Source organism: Rhizobium sp. WSM4643 (assembly GCF_025152745.1).
Classification (GTDB): Bacteria; Pseudomonadota; Alphaproteobacteria; order Rhizobiales; family Rhizobiaceae; genus Rhizobium; species Rhizobium leguminosarum_I.
Genome location: NZ_CP104040.1, coordinates 787,122 through 802,605, shown reverse-complemented (window position 1 = coordinate 802,605; position 15,484 = coordinate 787,122). Strand labels below are relative to the sequence as shown.

General features: G+C 60.5%; 18 protein-coding genes and 3 pseudogenes. 7 read left to right on the top strand and 14 right to left on the bottom strand.

Going from position 1 to position 15,484, the window contains the following annotated elements; translation table 11 throughout:
- Positions 1–264: 264 nt before the first annotated feature.
- Positions 265–542 (top strand): annotated as a pseudogene (locus N1937_RS03975) (transposase domain-containing protein); the annotation flags it as partial.
- Positions 543–628: 86 nt separating this feature from the next.
- Here N1937_RS03975 and N1937_RS03970 read toward each other — a convergent pair.
- The 3 genes from N1937_RS03970 to N1937_RS03960 all read right to left on the bottom strand — a co-directional run bounded on the left by N1937_RS03970 (position 629) and on the right by N1937_RS03960 (position 2,956).
- The gene (locus N1937_RS03970; protein WP_222282090.1) at positions 629–1,111 is read right to left on the bottom strand and encodes a hypothetical protein; all 483 of its coding nucleotides are present in this window, start codon (positions 1,109–1,111) and stop codon (positions 629–631) included.
- Positions 1,112–1,475: 364 nt separating this feature from the next.
- Positions 1,476–2,099, bottom strand: a complete 624-nt coding sequence (locus N1937_RS03965) for a DUF1684 domain-containing protein (protein WP_222282091.1) — start codon at positions 2,097–2,099, stop codon at positions 1,476–1,478.
- Positions 2,100–2,404: 305 nt separating this feature from the next.
- The gene (locus N1937_RS03960; protein WP_260057526.1) at positions 2,405–2,956 is read right to left on the bottom strand and encodes a hypothetical protein; all 552 of its coding nucleotides are present in this window, start codon (positions 2,954–2,956) and stop codon (positions 2,405–2,407) included.
- A 354-nt stretch (positions 2,957–3,310) separates the two neighbouring features.
- Here N1937_RS03960 and N1937_RS03955 point away from each other — a divergent pair.
- The 5 genes and pseudogenes from N1937_RS03955 to N1937_RS03935 all read left to right on the top strand — a co-directional run.
- A pseudogene (locus tag N1937_RS03955) lies at positions 3,311–3,739 on the top strand (TSUP family transporter); the annotation flags it as partial.
- Positions 3,740–4,030: 291 nt separating this feature from the next.
- Positions 4,031–4,336 carry a BufA1 family periplasmic bufferin-type metallophore gene (locus tag N1937_RS03950; protein WP_012760544.1) on the top strand — a complete coding sequence of 102 codons (306 nt, stop codon included), beginning with the start codon at positions 4,031–4,033 and terminating at the stop codon, positions 4,334–4,336.
- A gap of 45 nt (positions 4,337–4,381) precedes the next feature.
- Positions 4,382–5,308 (top strand): MNIO family bufferin maturase, encoded by a 927-nt coding sequence (bufB, locus tag N1937_RS03945; protein WP_260057525.1) that lies wholly within the window; start codon positions 4,382–4,384, stop codon positions 5,306–5,308.
- On the top strand, positions 5,295–6,095 hold the full coding sequence (locus tag N1937_RS03940; protein WP_260057524.1) for an HvfC/BufC N-terminal domain-containing protein: 801 nt from the start codon (positions 5,295–5,297) through the stop codon (positions 6,093–6,095). Before bufB ends, N1937_RS03940 begins: the two co-directional genes overlap by 14 nt.
- Positions 6,092–6,610, top strand: coding sequence for a DoxX family protein (locus tag N1937_RS03935; RefSeq protein WP_260057523.1), 519 nt, complete (start codon positions 6,092–6,094; stop codon positions 6,608–6,610). Before N1937_RS03940 ends, N1937_RS03935 begins: the two co-directional genes overlap by 4 nt.
- Before the next feature lie 93 nt (positions 6,611–6,703).
- Here N1937_RS03935 and N1937_RS03930 read toward each other — a convergent pair whose 3' ends face one another.
- Positions 6,704–8,476, bottom strand: a complete 1,773-nt coding sequence (locus N1937_RS03930; RefSeq protein WP_260057522.1) for an adenylate/guanylate cyclase domain-containing protein — start codon at positions 8,474–8,476, stop codon at positions 6,704–6,706.
- Between the two features lie 392 nt (positions 8,477–8,868).
- Between N1937_RS03930 and N1937_RS03925 the strand changes: the two genes are divergently transcribed.
- Positions 8,869–9,372 carry an AAA family ATPase gene (locus N1937_RS03925; RefSeq protein WP_222295566.1) on the top strand — a complete coding sequence of 168 codons (504 nt, stop codon included), beginning with the start codon at positions 8,869–8,871 and terminating at the stop codon, positions 9,370–9,372.
- 157 nt (positions 9,373–9,529) lie between these two features.
- Here N1937_RS03925 and N1937_RS03920 read toward each other — a convergent pair whose 3' ends face one another.
- The 10 genes and pseudogenes from N1937_RS03920 to N1937_RS03875 form a co-directional block, all read right to left on the bottom strand.
- On the bottom strand, positions 9,530–11,104 hold the full coding sequence (locus tag N1937_RS03920) for a carboxylesterase/lipase family protein (protein ID WP_260057521.1): 1,575 nt from the start codon (positions 11,102–11,104) through the stop codon (positions 9,530–9,532).
- A gap of 567 nt (positions 11,105–11,671) precedes the next feature.
- Positions 11,672–12,364 (bottom strand): hypothetical protein, encoded by a 693-nt coding sequence (locus tag N1937_RS03915; RefSeq protein WP_260057520.1) that lies wholly within the window; start codon positions 12,362–12,364, stop codon positions 11,672–11,674.
- A gap of 184 nt (positions 12,365–12,548) precedes the next feature.
- Positions 12,549–13,142 (bottom strand): hypothetical protein, encoded by a 594-nt coding sequence (locus N1937_RS03910; protein ID WP_260057519.1) that lies wholly within the window; start codon positions 13,140–13,142, stop codon positions 12,549–12,551.
- Positions 13,143–13,155: 13 nt separating this feature from the next.
- Entirely contained in the window at positions 13,156–13,353 is a 198-nt protein-coding gene (locus N1937_RS03905; protein WP_260057518.1) for a response regulator transcription factor, read from the bottom strand.
- Positions 13,350–13,649 (bottom strand): GcrA family cell cycle regulator, encoded by a 300-nt coding sequence (locus tag N1937_RS03900; protein WP_260057517.1) that lies wholly within the window; start codon positions 13,647–13,649, stop codon positions 13,350–13,352. Before N1937_RS03900 ends, N1937_RS03905 begins: the two co-directional genes overlap by 4 nt.
- Positions 13,646–14,044 carry a hypothetical protein gene (locus N1937_RS03895; RefSeq protein ID WP_180694243.1) on the bottom strand — a complete coding sequence of 133 codons (399 nt, stop codon included), beginning with the start codon at positions 14,042–14,044 and terminating at the stop codon, positions 13,646–13,648. The genes N1937_RS03900 and N1937_RS03895 overlap by 4 nt, the downstream gene beginning before the upstream one ends.
- Positions 14,010–14,375 (bottom strand): hypothetical protein, encoded by a 366-nt coding sequence (locus tag N1937_RS03890; protein WP_260057516.1) that lies wholly within the window; start codon positions 14,373–14,375, stop codon positions 14,010–14,012. Before N1937_RS03890 ends, N1937_RS03895 begins: the two co-directional genes overlap by 35 nt.
- A gap of 32 nt (positions 14,376–14,407) precedes the next feature.
- Entirely contained in the window at positions 14,408–14,686 is a 279-nt protein-coding gene (locus N1937_RS03885) for a sigma-70 family RNA polymerase sigma factor (RefSeq protein WP_260057515.1), read from the bottom strand.
- 274 nt (positions 14,687–14,960) lie between these two features.
- The gene (locus N1937_RS03880; protein ID WP_260057514.1) at positions 14,961–15,173 is read right to left on the bottom strand and encodes a hypothetical protein; all 213 of its coding nucleotides are present in this window, start codon (positions 15,171–15,173) and stop codon (positions 14,961–14,963) included.
- Positions 15,170–15,359, bottom strand: a pseudogene (locus N1937_RS03875) (hypothetical protein). Before N1937_RS03875 ends, N1937_RS03880 begins: the two are co-directional and overlap by 4 nt.
- Positions 15,360–15,484 lie beyond the last annotated feature (125 nt).

Here is a 15,484-nt window from a genome sequence, read left to right as displayed (position 1 = left end):
CTAACAACCCAATTACTAACCGTCTCAGAGAGCGGCTACCGTGGCTGCACACGCCGAAGCAGGTCTTTGAGCGTGACCCCCCTGGTCAGCACAGGCCGGAAAGTCAGCGACCAATCGGATATCTCCTTAAAAGGGCACATTTTTTCGGGGATGGCAGCAGGTAAAAAGTCCACTGCTGGCTCTTAGTTACCGTCCCCGTCATGGATTCAGTCCTTGACACCGCAAAAGCACCTTGGTCACGGTGTGAGCGGGACGGCGCTTACGGACGGCCTTTGTATCGTCCTGACCGACGGACGCATCGGGATCGACAACAATACCGTCGAGAGAACCATCCGGCCACGCAAGAATGCTCTCTTCGCCGGACACGACGCAGGGCGGAGAACGAAGCGACCATCGCCTCGCTCATCGAAACTTGTAAGGTCAATGGCGTCGATCCATTTGCGTATCTGACCGCCACACTCACCTCCATTGTCAATGGCGACAAACAGAGTCGGGTGAATGAGCTTATGCCGTGGAATTTTGCAAGACGAACAAGCGACTGAAGTCTGCTTCCGGCCCGTTGCGGACCTCTAGGATGGTGAGGTTCGCCTTGGGTGGGAGGCCATCGTTTACCTTTCTCAATACGAGCTTACATATCATCGGCTGTCACAATTCGATGCTCGATTATCGGCGCGGAATTGCACGCAACATCAATTACATGATCCTCGCAAATCACTGCATAATGCACGAATGGTCCCGGATGGTCCGACGACGCCCAAGTGCCCTTCGACACAAAATCCAAAAAAGTGGATTGTTCGTGCGTACGTAAGCGGCGCGAATAATCCTCATCATCTTCGGGAATTGCGTAAGTCTCGTTCCTAACCGAAAAGCAAACGTAACTCTCAAAAATGATTGTAAAGGCATCGTATCCCTCCTTTGTCATGATAGGGTGCGCCTCCGCAAAAATCGCTTCCAAGTCTCTGTCACCGGGCCTAACCGAAACAAGTTCATCTTGGACGCGGGCTTCCACAACAAAAATACGAAGGTCGAGCGAAGGCCCGGTCCCGAGTTTGGCAAGGAATATGTGGCGGCAGGCATCCAGTTTTGTGACCGCCGAATCCTGACTGTCCATTCAAACGACCCCCGTCACCTCAAAGGAGATCATCTGGATAGTCGCGTTAGGAGTTGTCCGCAACGGGCATCGTGGCCGCTGATGGGACTCTCGCTGTGCGACTGCTCTTGGCGCATTGTTGCCATCGATGTCGCAGCGGTAGTTTTCTGAACAGCCTACTGCGCTTGGTCAATGTGCGAAGAAAACAGCGCTCACGATTAACGCGGGCGGAGTCCGCGATCTCACGGCAAATCCCAGCTCAATCAAGTTCAAGCTGTCGCTGGGAAAGGCAGGGCTCAGCAGGCAAACAGCGCTAACGACAGGGAGGAGCAGGCACGACTTCTAAATGCCCGGCTACGAAGTTTCAGGCTTCTGACCCCTGCGCTTATCGCTTCCAGACAGCTAGCCGTTCTCCGGCTCTCACTGCGCCTTTCAGTCGATTGCCCGATGGCGCTAACGGACAGACATAGCGGGAAGAATAGGCGCACGAAGGAAAATAAGAGAAATTGAAATCTAGCACCAGTGCGCCATCTGAACGGACAACTCCGAGATCCGCTCCCTTGATGGTGTCGATGAGATATCGGCCACCACCATACGTCTCCGTCCCTGAGGTCGCGTCGACAAACGGCAGGAACACGCCACCGCCGTACCCCTCAATCCAGTAAAGGGTTAATTCGCCACCCAATCTGGCCTCCAGCCCCGTTGTACGAGAGAACGCATGCATCGACAGGTCACCATCTACTCCTGTTGCGACGGTTATCCGTTCCGGCGTTACCGGGACAAGCTGTACCGTCAAGCGAAACGAGGGATCATAAGAAAATGTCGTCGGCCCTTCGAACGTCTTGCGGTCCGCCGATTCAATTGGCGACTGAGGATGGTCGCGAAACAGAGTCGAACGGGTGTCGCACCAAAGCCCCCAAGCAGCAACCACGTCCGGGCTAGAACGTACCTCGTAGTAGAGATTTGCGGTCTTCTCGCGCCATTCCCACAGTTGTTGAGTCTCGTTCAAATCATTTCCCCATGTCTGAAATTTCGCCGCTCTCATTCATCGACGCTCGCCCAATCATCGCGGCGCAACTTTAAGCAATCACGCACTGATCCGAAAGGTGCGGTCTAAACACCGCTTACGTTCAGACGTGCCGGCGCAGCGGTTTAAGGTTTTCACGGAAACTGGGCGTCGGCGCGATTGGAGCGCTGTTTCGGCGTCCTATGGAACTGATATGCGGATATGCGCATGTAATCCCGGTTCAGGATTTCGACAAAAGCATCGGACATACCGTTCGAATGGAAGCGCAAGTCTGTTGCGGCTGCGGATCAAAGCGGAGGGGTCAATGCCTCATCATCGAACTTCCGGATTTCAATTACTCCTAGTCCGGACTTAAGCTTGACCCCCCACGGCCCAATTCGCATTTTTACAATTCGTCCATCGTCATGCGTAATCCAAAAATCCACTTTAGAGACATGCGGTGCCTCATGACGGATAGCTGAATAGTGCTTTGCTGCGAGATCCAGGTTACTTTCATCACCCCTAAATACACAGTCAGTTATTTTTGGACCAAATCGGTCCGCTGGAACCCACTTTGTCTGTGGGTAACGGATCCATTGCTTTCGCGTTGCATCTTTCAGATAATTCGTACCTAACTGGGTTCGCAAATCGGCAATAGACACTAAAGATCCATCGTCCTGCTCGGCATAAGCCGTCACGCTCGACCGGGTAGCGTTCATGGTTGCCGCGTATGCAAAGTTGACGATTTCACAAGATGGGTCTTCGCCATTGTCACTGTTAGCTTCCGCCGGTTGAACTGCGCTAATAACGACCAAGGTCGCTCCCGCCAATCCCATCAAAAGTTCAGAGATGCACTTCATGAATCGCCCCTATCTTGACGGCCTCATCATGTACTCAGATGACTCTGATGCAAAGCTAGAATGAAGTGCAACGAAGCGGTGTGCCACTCGCACGTTGTCGGGTAGACTTTCGATTTGATGGCAGGCAACTCTGCGCCAGAAGCGGTCGTTAGATTTCAGCCAAGCGGTTTGGGATGAGTTCCGCCTTCATCCAATGGGTCTCTGTCTGGACATGTCCTTCCCTGACATATTTCCCCACGCATTCAGGCATGGCATTCTCCGCGAACGCGCCCGCAGTCCTTGCCACAAAGCCCTCTTGCTTATTCAGGGTCCAGCGTTTTTGCCAAATCATCGAATAAACCTGGCCGGTAAGGGAAGCCCAGGAAGGCGGTGACGGTAGAGTGCCGTCCGGTCGACCTCAGGATGTGCCTTGCCACCGCCGCCGTGGCACTCGCCGCCGGCGCTGCCTCCGGCTTCTTCGGCATCGGCGGGGGCTTTTTGATCGTTCCCGGCCTCATGCTGGCAACGGGCATGCCGATGATCAACGCGATCGGCACATCGCTCCTCTCCGTCGGTGCGTTCGGACTGGCGACGTCCTTGAACTATGCCAGTTCGGGCTTGGTGGACTGGTGGCTTGCCGCCGAATTCATCGGCGGCGGCATCGGCGGCGGCGTACTCGGCATGCTGCTCGCCACCCGGCTCAGCGCCTACAAGAACATTCTCAACCGCCTGTTCGCAGCGCTGATCTTCGCGGTCGCGGGTTACATCCTGTATCGGAACTGGGGGAGGCTAATGGCTGGCTGAGCGCGCAGTGCCGACGGCTACAGGTCGATCCCGAGCCTTGCCGCGGAGCACCCAGTTGCCTGCTTGTTGCGCTGCATGTGCTTGCAGCGGAGGGTCTCCAGACGTGAAGAGTTTCGGGCGCCGGCAGGCGTGCGAGAAGCAATTGCAGGCCTCGCCGCGGCCGTGCCGGTTTCCGGTGACATGACCAGTTTTCACGAACTCGTGATAGCGACTGGTGTAACGAATGTCGGGGAGATTGCGAACCTGAATATGCGCTCAACGAGAGCGTCCATCCATCATCGGGAGACCGCAATGTCCATCAAATCCACCATCAACTCCGTCGTCCTCGCCGGCGCTGTCACCACCGCCCTTGCTTCGATGGCCGGCGCCGCACCGCTCACCAAAGCTGAGGGCGCCGCTGCAACCGCCGCTCACAAGGAAAAATGCTTCGGCGTTGCCCTGAAGGGCCAGAATGATTGTGCAGCCGGCGCCGGCACGTCCTGCCAGGGGACCTCGACAGTCGACTTCCAGGGCGATTCCTGGAAGTTCGTACGGGGCGGCACCTGCACCTCCATCGTCCTGCCGAACGGCAAGCACGGCACGCTGAAGGCAATGTAATTTCTACACGCGACAGCGATGACAATGAGGGGGCGGAGAGACGCCATGACCACCGATCGAATTTCAACGACCGCGTCTGCGGCAACTGCTCTCCGCTTTCCCCGCCATCCGATCGAGGGGCTCGCGGGGACGAGCTTCAAGCACGAGCATTTTGCCGCCATAGCCGCGGAGGGGCCTCATCGCGGGTTCTTCGAAGTCCATGCCGAGAATTATATGGGGGCCGGCGGGCCGCCGCATCGTATTCTCGAACAGATCCGCCGTGACAATCCGGTGTCGCTCCACGGCGTGTGCATGTCGATCGGCGGACCTCAGCCGCTCGACCGGGCCCATCTTGAACGTTTCCGCTCTCTCGTCGAACGCTACGAACCAGCTCTGGTGTCCGAGCACCTAGCCTGGTCGACGCATCGGACGACCTTCCTCAACGACCTCCTGCCCCTTCCCTACACACGAGAAAGCCTGGCGCGGGTTTGCGAGCATATCGAGGAAGTCCAGGAGACCATCAGACGCCCGATCCTTCTGGAGAATCCATCCACCTATGTGACGTTCCGCCAATCGACGATGAGCGAGACCGAGTTCATCGGCGCCATCGTCCGGCGCACCGGCTGCGGTCTTCTGCTCGACGTCAACAATGTATTCGTCTCCGCCACCAATCACGGTTTTTCAGCGCTCGACTACCTGTCCGATTTTCCCATTGCTGCGGTTGGTGAGATCCATCTCGCAGGCCACGCCGAGCAGACTGACGACGAGGACGAGCTGCTGCTGATCGATAGCCATGACGGGCCGGTCGCCGATGCCGTCTGGAAGCTTTACGAGATCGTCATTGGCCGTAGTGGCCCCATCCCAACGCTCATCGAGTGGGACAGCAACATACCCGATTGGCCGATACTGCGTGGCGAGGCCCTCGCAGCGCAGGCGATCATGGATCTCCATGGTTCCATCGCGTTGCAGGATCAAAGTCATGTTGCGGCTTGATCCCCCATCTCGCCGCATAGAGCCCCTGACTTATGCGGCGGATTTTGCGCCGGCCCTGACCAACCCGGACGCTGGGACGCCCGACGGCGTTGTCGGGCCGAACGGCAAGGGAGCGATCAAACGCTACAACGTCTACCGCAACAACGTCACCGTCAGTCTGATCGATGCCCTCGCCGGGATTTTCCCGGCGGTGCAACGCCTGACGGGGGCGGAGTTTTTCCGCGCCATGGCGCGCTTTCACGTGCGCGCCACGCCACCGACATCGCCGCTTCTCTTCGAATATGGCCGGGATTTTCCCGCGTTCATCGAACAGTACGAATATGCCCGGTCCTTGCCCTGGCTTCCCGATGTCGCCCGGATCGAACGGGCTTGGCTGGACGCCTACCACGCAACGGATGTCGAGCCCCTTGCCGCTGATGCTCTTGCTTCCGTTCCGCCGGATCGTCTCGGTGATTTGGTCTTTGCAGCGCATCCGGCAACAAGGATCGTTCGGTCGGACTATCCGGCGCTGACGATCTTTGCCGCCAATCGCGGTGACGGCTCCATAATCCGGATCGAAGTGGTCGACCCGGAAGATGCGCTTATAACGCGGCCGGATATGGAGGTGGCGGTTCGTTACCTTCCTTTGGGCGGCGCAGCGTTCCTGATTTCCCTCATTGCCGGCGAACCGCTTGGTGTCGCCGCAGCCAAGGCCATCGACGCTTGTCCGTCGTTCGACATCGCGGCCAGCGTGGCTGGCATGATCGAAGCGGGGGTATTTTGCGGCATCACTCTCGGAGACGCATGATGATATCGACGACCCAACAGACTTCGATCAGAGCCAGGCTTCAGCCGATCGTCACACTTGTAGAGACGGCACAGAGACTGGTTCGGGCCTTTGCGCAGCCGAGCGTCGTTCAGGCGGTTGTGCGCATCGCTCTGGCCGTGCCCTTTTGGAAGTCGGGCATTCTGAAGTGGGATGGCTTCCTGCAATTGAACGATACGGCGGTCACATTGTTCACCGACGAATTCATGCTCCATCTGCCGGGCGGTCCCTATGCCTATCCGGCGCCGGTAACCATGGCCTTCCTGTCCGGCGCTGCCGAGATCACCTTTCCGATCTTGCTGGTTCTGGGCTTCGCTACCCGGTTTGCGGCAACCGGCCTGCTGTTCATGACGTTGATCGTCGAGCTCACGGTGCCGGACGGATGGCCGATCCACATTACCTGGGCTGCGATGGCGCTGTCGCTCATGGCATGGGGGCCGGGAAAACTGTCGATCGACCATTGGCTTGCACATTGGTTTGGCCGCCGGCCTGCCTGATCTAGCTCTTGCGGCAGAGGATGGCTTCGCAGCTTCCTGAAAGCAGATCTTGCCGGCGATCACGCTGGAGGCCGTCGTCGTTGCCGACCACCGTCATTGTACGACACCGGCCTTGCGTAGCCCCTCCACGACGAGCTCGAAATCGGCGGGGTTCTTGAAGGGCAGGACTTTGCGACGGTATTCCAGGGAGTAGTCGGGATTGACGCGCATCACCTCTTGCCACGTCGCGCGAGCCTCTTCGAAACGGCCGAGGTGCCCGTAACAGGCGGCCAGAAGCGCGCGCGAGACATCGGTGACGGGGTTGCGGCTGACGCGCTGCAGCAATAGTTGGACGGCCTCTTCGTACCTTCGCAATTGAAACAAGGCCAAGGCCTGAAAGTGAAGAACGATATCCGGAAAATACGGGTTCAGGACCCTCGCCCGATCGAAATAGGCGAGTGCCTCCTCAGGTCTGCCTGAATAGATGAGTGCCTCGCCGAGGCTGACCTGCCCTTCGGCGAAGTTCGGATTGAGGACGATCGCACGCTCGACCTCGCTGATGGCTTCATCGTGCTGTCGCGAGTAGAGCTTGACCATACCGAGCGCCCAGTGCGCCACGGGATCGCTATCATCCCGCGCTACCGCCAGCGTCGCCGCCGCTTCGGCTTGCTCGACCGAGCGCTGCGGCAACGCGCTCCACCGGTTCAGGTAGTCGAGCCCATGGGTAAGGGCGAGGAAGGCGTGCGCCGAGGCGAAGTTCGGGTCCAGTTCGATGGCACGTTGCAAAAGGTCGCGGGCGTCGCTGTTCGTTTGCCTCGTCAGCCGGTGCCACAGCTCCCGGCCGCGCAGGAAGCAGTCATATGCCTCGGGGTGCCGGGTCTGCCCCGGCGCAAGTCTTTGCCGGTCGCCCTCTGTCAGGTTGACCGCCAGCGCATCGACGATCTGCTGGGTGACATCGTCCTGAACCGCGAATATGTCGGTGAGGTCGCGATCGAACCGCTCCGCCCATAGATGCCCGCCGGTGGTCGCGTCGATGAGCTGCGCGGTGATGCGTACCCTGTTTCCCGACTTGCGTACGCTGCCCTCGAGGACATGCCGCACGCCGAGTTTCGTGCCCACCTCCTGCACTTGGACGTTCTTGCCCTTGAAAGTGAACGACGAATTGCGAGCGATGACGAAGAGCTGCGACAGCTTCGATAGCGCCGTGATGATGTCTTCCGAGATGCCGTCGGCGAAGTAGTCCTGTTCGGCGTCACCGCTCATGTTGGCGAAGGGCAGGACGGCGATCGACAGCTTCGGCGGCGCTGCCGTCGCCGGTTGGCTCGTTGCGGTTTCCGAGGCCGCGGCTGACTTGGTCGCTGCGCTGCCGACTTGCAGCGAATAGATCCGGATCGGCTCGGCGATGTTCTTGAGCTGCGTGCTGCCGAGATCGCTGACCGAGAGGTCGAGCCTCGCCTTGACCTGGCGATAGGCATCCTCGGACAGGCAGATGGCGCCCGCCGCGGCGACGCCCTCCAATCGCGAAGCGATGTTGACGCCGTCGCCCATCAGATCGCCGTCGCTTTCCTCGACGACATCGCCCAAATGGATACCGATCCGGAACTCGATGCGACGGTCCTGCGGGACGCCGTGATTGCGCTCCACCATGCCGTTCTGCACCTCGATGGCGCAGCGCACGGCGTCCACCACGCTGCGGAACTCGACCAGCGCACCATCGCCGGTGCGCTTCACCACGCGGCCATGGTGCACGGCGATCGTCGGATCGATGAGATCGCTGCGCAGTGTGCGCAACCTCGCCAGGGTGAGGTCCTCGTCGGCGCCTGCAAGGCGGCTGTACCCGACCACGTCCGCGGCCAGGATCGCAGCCAGCTTTCGGTTCTCGCTCATGGCGCTGTCTCCCGACGTCCATGATAGCAGGGAGACAGAGGGCAAGAAACAAATTTCAGCCGCGGCCCAGGGCGATCCTGGTTGAGATCGCGTTGGCCATGACGGATGTGGACGCGGCCGGTGGTGCAGCCTCACGCAATGACGGCTCCGTCATGCTGCCGGCCGCCCAACGCGGTTGTTCGGAAAGCCCCTCCGGGTCAGGTCACGACCGTACTCCCGAATGTCCGCCACCCATGTGCTCCGTCTTGACCCCCGAGCAGAGCAGTCCTAGAAGATAGACCATGGCAACACACCTCTGATTGGCCGCGCCTTGCGGCCTTGAGCGAAGCACAGTCCCGCACGACACCGCGGGGCCCGCTTCCCCTTGCCAAGCCAAAATCAGAGATTTTCCAATGCCCACGCTCTACCTCACTTGCGGTCTTCCCGGTTCGGGGAAGACGTCGCTTGCCAAGATCATCGAACATGAAGCATCTGCCCTCCGTCTGACCGGCGACGACTGGATGCACAAGCTTTACCCCGGCATCTCCACTCCGGAAGCCGAAACTGGTCCGTGCCGAGGCAGAGTCGAGAGCCTGCAATGGCAGATCGCTTTGCGTGCCATCAGGCTCCAGTGTAACGTTGTCGTGGATTGGGGCGTGTGGTCGCGGGAAGAACGCGACACCTGCCGGGAGGAAGCTCGCGCAGCCGGTGCCCGCGTCGTCCTCTGCTTCCTCGACGTTCCTTTCGATGCGCTTTGGGACCGGGTCTCCCGACGAAACGCCGAGCTTCCAGCCGCCACGTTCGACATCTCGCGGGCGGACCTGCTTCGATGGTGGACGCTGTTCGAGCCGCCAACCGCCGAGGAATTGGCGCTTTACGATCGGCAAACCCATCCAGCCATCACCGCCCTTGGATGAAACGCCACAGCGTTGGGGTATTCAACGCAGACCTGCCGCCAAGGAGCATTTCAGTACTTGGGCAATCAACAATGGTGTTGCGCTCCGACCGGATCTGGACACGTGGCCGTCTCTTTCGGAACCCTGACATGGGGCTAAGCGACAGGCACCGACCCCGTCACTCCTTCTCCTCCCAATAGCTTTGCCAGAGGTCGAGCCGTGGCTTCAGCGGATCGGCTCCGAACGTCACGCCTTGATTGGTGAAGTCGATGACCCTGTGGACGAAGGGGTCGTGGTGAGGCCATTTTGGCCGTGAGCCTCCATTGGGGTCACCGCTCGTTGCAAATTCGACCCAATAAGCACTCGCCAATGTGGCCATCGCCCAGTCGGCAGGCGTCACCTTGTCTTTCACCAGTGCGTCTGGAATGTCGAACGTAAACGGAATTTCGAAGCCGTGCGGAGTGCCTTTCCATGCCGGATCGTTGCGGAGAGCCTCGGCGACATAGGAGAAACGATACCACCACGTCGGCTGACCGGCGCGGATCATCTCGTCAGCGAGGTGGCGAGACGGTTCAACAAGCGTTTTGTCAGCCAGAACCTGCTGCGTCAGCTCAGCGAGGGTCTGTTGGCCGGAGGGATCGTAGAGGGTGCGGGCTTCGGTGGCATGCTTCCCGAACAGCGCGAAGAGATCGTCTTTCATCGCGGCCTCACCGATACCGATATCCCGATCATTTGCCCCGACGATGACCGGAACCTGCGCCTGACGGCCGGCCGCAAAAGCCGCTTCCGGCGTTTCGAGCAAAAACCGTCCGTCAATCATCGCGCCTGATATGCCGATGACGGGCTTGCCCGTCGACATCCCCGCCAGCACCTCTTGTGCCGATGCACCTTCGGTCAGCTTTTCCGCAGGCAGCGCCCGAAGGGCCGTCAGAGCCTCGGCATCGCTTCCATCGATTCCCAGGGAAGCGGCATAGTCCAATGCGGTTTTCTCGGCTTCTTTCAATGTTGACAAGGGCGTGCTCTCAGCACGCGCGGTCGGGAGGTCAGGTGACTGTAGGATGGCGCCGCGGAAAAGCCCCCGTGACAACGGCGATATCATATGCGCCATCACCGAGCCGCCACCGGCCGACTCTCCGAATATCGTCACTTTCTTCGGATCGCCGCCGAAGGCTTCGATATTTCGCTGGACCCATTTCAAGGCTGCAAGCTGGTCCATGTAGCCATAGTTGCCGACGGGCTCGTCAGCGGATTCCTTCATCAGGGCAGGATGGGCAAAGTAACCCAGCCGGCCCATGCGGTAGTTCATGCTGACGAACACAACTCTCTGGGCGGCTAGCTGACCACCGGGATATTGAGGGGTGTTTCCCTGGGCAAGAGCGCCACCGTAAATCCAAACCATCACCGGCAGCGGCGTCCGGGGACGCTTGACGGGTGTCCAGACATTGAGGGTCAGACAATCCTCTGACTTCGGCAGGTCGTCGGCCTGCATGCAGGACGGCCCGAAATCGCGGGCATCCTTGATACCGCTCCACGTCTCCACTGGCCTCGGATTACGCCATCTCAGATCGCCAACCGGCGGCGCCGCATAGGGTATGCCTTTGAAGCTGACGACCGTGCCCGACCTCTCACCCTTCAGCATTCCGCTGTCGATCGTCACGGTGTCCTCTGCCGCACCCAATCGTGGCGCGAAGGTCAGCTGACACGATGCGACGGCCAAAAAGAGCAGAAACGTGCGCCCGCCGTCCGCAAACACTGCACTCTCCAGCGCCAAGTTGAGACAGTTTGGGAGCAAAATACTCTGATGGAGCGGCAACGAAAAGGGTCCGTCCGACGTGCCTTGAGCCATCGTTGTCCGGTTCGCGCAACGGCTGCCCCTCACACTAGCCTTACCGGGGTCGAGCCAGTGGCTTTACCGTCCTGAGGCCGATGGGAACGGAGAGGCTGCCGCAAGTCTCTTCTCCCCTCGGGGAGAAGGTGCCGGCAGGCGGATGAGGGGGCCACCCGGTACACCCTCTCGTGAAACCAGTCCTGCAACGCCGTGCCCCATCGCCCTGAACACGGTCGAGACAATGCCGCAGCGGCTGAGCCCGCGTGGACGTTGTTGGAAAGACCGGCTTCGCCGGCCCCCTCATCCGCCCTACGGGCACCTTCTCCCCGCTGGGGAGAAGAGGGAATCGAAACGTCGCAGCATGCCCCTCGCCGCGCTCCCGCCCGTGTCTACAGGCCGCTGTTGATGGAGGCCTCGGGTCAAGTTCGAGGACGACGGAGGCTGCGGGTGGGCTCTGCGGCAACAGCAGCGATGGCGAATGGTCATGGATGCTCATCCGGCATAGGCGAAATAAACCTTACCCCGGCCCGGATCAATGATCGTGACACTGCCGCCTTGTCCGTAGGAGTAAAACGATCCACTTGACTGTATCGACTGGTTGGCTTCGTGATCCCGCCCTTGAGCAATTGAGATCGTGAAGCCGTACTTTTCCAGGTATTCAAATATCGTCGCAGGGTGGTGCTTGGGACGCTCTACCGCCATCATATCCAGATCACGGTCGTAGGTGTGCCAACGGCCTATCGCTGTTTCGTCGCCACTGTCGTCGACCGGTGTTTCACGCCACGCTCCTTTTGCTCCCTCCAGCATGTTGCCCAGTTGGCTGCCCTGTTTCCGCGCCCAGTCTGCGCTGTCATCGGTCAGCCGATAGACGACGAAACCGGTTTCGTTGTCCCCGGGCATGAAACCGACGCCCCAAGATTCCTCCAGGCGGTATTCGATCTCTGCCACTTCGAGTGGTTCGGGAACGCGAGCGAGAACGGACCTTCGCTCGCCAATTTTGATCGCAACATAGGGCAATGCGATAGCCGCCAGACCCAAAGCTATAATGAGAGTTCTCAGGAAGCGCTGATCAGGTCTCGTCCGTCGCCACATGCGTCGCAGCCCCAGAAACAGAATTGCGATAGCTGCTAAGAACAGCAATGCGCAAATGAGGAGCACACCCAATATAACAGCGGCAAAATTCATACGTGCTCGTCGGTTGTCGAGGACATGATTGGAATTCTCGAAGGGCTTGCGGACACTAAAATTGAGTATGCCTAACAACGTTCTACGATGGAAGCAATGTCCGTTTGTGGCTCAGCTTGGAACACCGCCGGACACAGTCGTAGCCGCAAATCCGACGGCTCAAGACAGGGGGTGAACCACTGCATCACCCACTCCTCGCCCCCCGCAAAGCCGTCAACCCCCTGCGCAGCCACAACAGCTGCTGCGGCGGCATCTGGCGCAGATGGGCGTAGTCCATCACCGTGACGTTATAGACCATGCTGCGCACCTGCGGGCCGTCGGGGCAGCGCAGCAGGATACCCTGCAGCGCCATCATCCGGTTGCTGGCCTTGCGGGCGCGGTCGGCGAAGGTTTCGGTCTGCTCGCCTTCGTGGACTTTGACTGAGAACAGCGATTGCGCCCTCGGGCTCGGGGCCGGGATGCCTGTCGTCTTGTGGTAGCGGGCGATCGCCTCGGCATAGTCGTCGCCGGCTTGGCGCTGTTCGGCGGTGATCAGGCCGTCGAGGAACATGCGGCCGAGGGTGTAGCCGGCAAAGGGGCTCCTGACCGTCTCGTCATCAACCGTCCGGCCGAAGCCGTGGATGCGGCGGCGGGCTGAGATCGCCACGCTGATATTGTCCTTCTCGGTTTCGAAGGGCTTGATCTTGCCGCCGGGAAAACGCTCGACATTTTCCTTGCGCGGCCGGCCGGCGCCCTTGTTAACCCGTCCTGTCTTCACCTTGGTGGCTTTGCCGCCCATGCTGATCGTCCTTCTATCGAATGATGCCGTTTCTGAGTGCCGCGGCGACCAGCGCCGTTTCCTTGAAGACGCCGAGCTTCATCTTGGCGTTGGCGATGTGGGTGTTCACGGTGATCGGCGAGATGCCGAGAATGGTGCCGATCTCGGCGGCGGTCTTGCCCGACGCCATCCAGCGGATCACTTCGGTTTCGCGTGGGGTGACGTGGCTCATGGCTCCGCTGGCCCATCGATGGACGGCACGCGCGGCATCGTCACATGCGCGCCGGACAGGGTCACCCGCGTGACGCGGTCGGGGTGGCGGATCGGCTGGATGGGCGGGCCCGGCTTCGGCTGCGGATGCCAGGTGTCTTGCCTCGAGGGGAACCTGTCGCGGTTTCGATGCGCCATGTTGATGACGGTGTTCTTCTTCGAGCCGAACAGGTTGGCGATTTCTCTCGCCGACAGCCCTTCCTTCCAGAGCTTTTCCGCCCTGACGATCTTGTCTTCCGTCCAAAAGGTGATGGTCACTTGGCTGCCTCCTGTGCATCGCGTGCGGCGCGGGCGATGATCGGGTTGTCGGGAAACATGCGGGCGAGCTCCCGCTTGGCGTTGCGGCTGCCATTGGCTGCATCGCGCAGCAGCTGCATCTTGTAGGCCGGCACTTTCGGCCGCGGCACCTCGGGCTCTGCTTCCAGGCGCGGCCGGCGCTCGGCCTCGATCGCCGCCTGCTGATGGCGGCACTCTTCGGCAAAGCTTGCCGAGCTCGGGGCGAAGGCGCGGTTATGGTCCCTGACCTTTCCGGAGATGAAGCGTTTGGCGGCCCGCCAGACCGCCTCTGCCGGCAGGCCCTCGACGGCGACGAGATAGGCGCGGATCTGCATGTCGGGATCAGTGCCGGCGGATGCCGGGAAGCCAGAAAGCATCCCCGAAATGATCTTCACCAGAGGGGAAATCTCGTGCGGCATCCACTGCTGTCCTTCTCGTGCTGCTGTTGATCGACCCGGCTTCCCTCGCCTTCTCCTTGAGGTACCAGTCGCATTTGATCGCCTGCCAGCCGCGGAATATCTGCATCTCGGCGGCGCCGACCGGATCGCCGGTCATCAGATATTCCCTGGCCTGCATCCGCGCGGCATAGACCGTCAGCGGCTTCTTCAGCGTGCGCTTGCGATGCTCGATGATCGCCGCCGCCAGTTCCTCGCCCAGCACCGGGCGGAGGATCTCCATGATCTCCTCGCTCACTGTGTCCTTAGCCATGCGATGTGCCTTTCCGGGTTGAGATGGCCTCTTCAAGCCCGCAGCCTCCGCCGCCCACCGGCAAAATTGACCGGGGCGCCGGGCCTGGCGGTGCGGTGAGGAAGCCGCCTGGTCTCGCCACAGGCATGGTCCTGCTGGGCGGTGTCGCCCTTCTCAGCGCTTCGCAGCCAGTGGATCTCGGTTTCCACCGAGGGCACCGGCCACCCGAGGATGGCTGATATTTCGATGTAGTCTCGGCCGGTGCGGAAGAGTTCCAGCGCGTTCATGTGATTGGTTTGCTGCGCTGGCGCGGCCTCGGCCTGGATGCTCATCGCTTGATCCTTCTTTCAGATTTCGAACGCAGCTCGCCGTTCCCGCCGGAGCGGGTGGCTCGTCCCGTGCTTGATTCAAATTCATCGATGACGACCGGAGCCGGCTCTTGCGCGAGCAAAGGCTCCGGTCGTCTGCCAGGCCGCCGCCTGGGTCGGACACGACATCGTCGCGCCGGTGGGCACGGCATCGCCGCGCCCGATGGGCACGACACAGTCGCGCCCGAGGATGCTGGCGTCGCCGAGGGAGGGCAACGACGCCAGCGGCCGATAGCCGTCAGGGAGGGGCTGGGCTATCGGGGTTGGGGATCGGCAGAACGCCCTGCGAAATCATCGTCTCCCGCATCTCTTCCGGGCGCGTCGGCCGGCCGCAGTTCTCGCAGTGGCGCTCGATCACTTCGGCGATCGACAGCGCCTTTGCGCAGGTCGGGCAGCCGGTGTAGCGGCCGCTCGGTCGCAGGATCTCGCGGGCGGAGGTGGAGATGCTCATAGCGAATCAACCTCCCGGTTGGCGTTCAGCACCTGCTGCAGGGCCTTGGCGAGGAAGGGGATGTCCTCGTTGCGAACTGATATTACCGACATCCGCCCTCCCCTTGGGCCTTGCGGCCGGCGGATGACGACGCCGGTCGGCATGACGTCCATGGAGCCGCTCTTCCGAGGAAATGGTGAACCTCATGGCGCCGTCTCCCCAGCCGCGGGACGCGGCGCGCAGGCCGGTAAAGCCAGAAAAGCTATGTGGTCGCTGATGATGTCGGTGTTTGTCATGGCGATTAGGGTACAATTAATACCCGTAATGTCAAG

Bases quoted from the DNA above. Each gene is read 5' to 3' on its own strand.
- N1937_RS03950 (WP_012760544.1), top strand. From the start codon at position 4,031: ATGTCCATCAAATCCACCATCAACTCCGTCGTCCTCGCCGGCGCTGTC.
- N1937_RS03915 (WP_260057520.1), bottom strand. From the start codon at position 12,364: ATGAATTTTGCCGCTGTTATATTGGGTGTGCTCCTCATTTGCGCATTG.
- N1937_RS03925 (WP_222295566.1), top strand. From the start codon at position 8,869: ATGCCCACGCTCTACCTCACTTGCGGTCTTCCCGGTTCGGGGAAGACG.
- N1937_RS03890 (WP_260057516.1), bottom strand. From the start codon at position 14,375: ATGGCTAAGGACACAGTGAGCGAGGAGATCATGGAGATCCTCCGCCCG.
- N1937_RS03910 (WP_260057519.1), bottom strand. From the start codon at position 13,142: ATGGGCGGCAAAGCCACCAAGGTGAAGACAGGACGGGTTAACAAGGGC.
- N1937_RS03885 (WP_260057515.1), bottom strand. From the start codon at position 14,686: ATGAGCATCCAGGCCGAGGCCGCGCCAGCGCAGCAAACCAATCACATG.
- N1937_RS03895 (WP_180694243.1), bottom strand. From the start codon at position 14,044: ATGCTTTCTGGCTTCCCGGCATCCGCCGGCACTGATCCCGACATGCAG.
- N1937_RS03960 (WP_260057526.1), bottom strand. From the start codon at position 2,956: ATGAAGTGCATCTCTGAACTTTTGATGGGATTGGCGGGAGCGACCTTG.
- N1937_RS03935 (WP_260057523.1), top strand. From the start codon at position 6,092: ATGATGATATCGACGACCCAACAGACTTCGATCAGAGCCAGGCTTCAG.
- N1937_RS03970 (WP_222282090.1), bottom strand. From the start codon at position 1,111: ATGGACAGTCAGGATTCGGCGGTCACAAAACTGGATGCCTGCCGCCAC.
- N1937_RS03940 (WP_260057524.1), top strand. From the start codon at position 5,295: ATGTTGCGGCTTGATCCCCCATCTCGCCGCATAGAGCCCCTGACTTAT.
- N1937_RS03930 (WP_260057522.1), bottom strand. From the start codon at position 8,476: ATGAGCGAGAACCGAAAGCTGGCTGCGATCCTGGCCGCGGACGTGGTC.
- N1937_RS03880 (WP_260057514.1), bottom strand. From the start codon at position 15,173: ATGAGCATCTCCACCTCCGCCCGCGAGATCCTGCGACCGAGCGGCCGC.
- N1937_RS03905 (WP_260057518.1), bottom strand. From the start codon at position 13,353: ATGAGCCACGTCACCCCACGCGAAACCGAAGTGATCCGCTGGATGGCG.
- bufB (WP_260057525.1), top strand. From the start codon at position 4,382: ATGACCACCGATCGAATTTCAACGACCGCGTCTGCGGCAACTGCTCTC.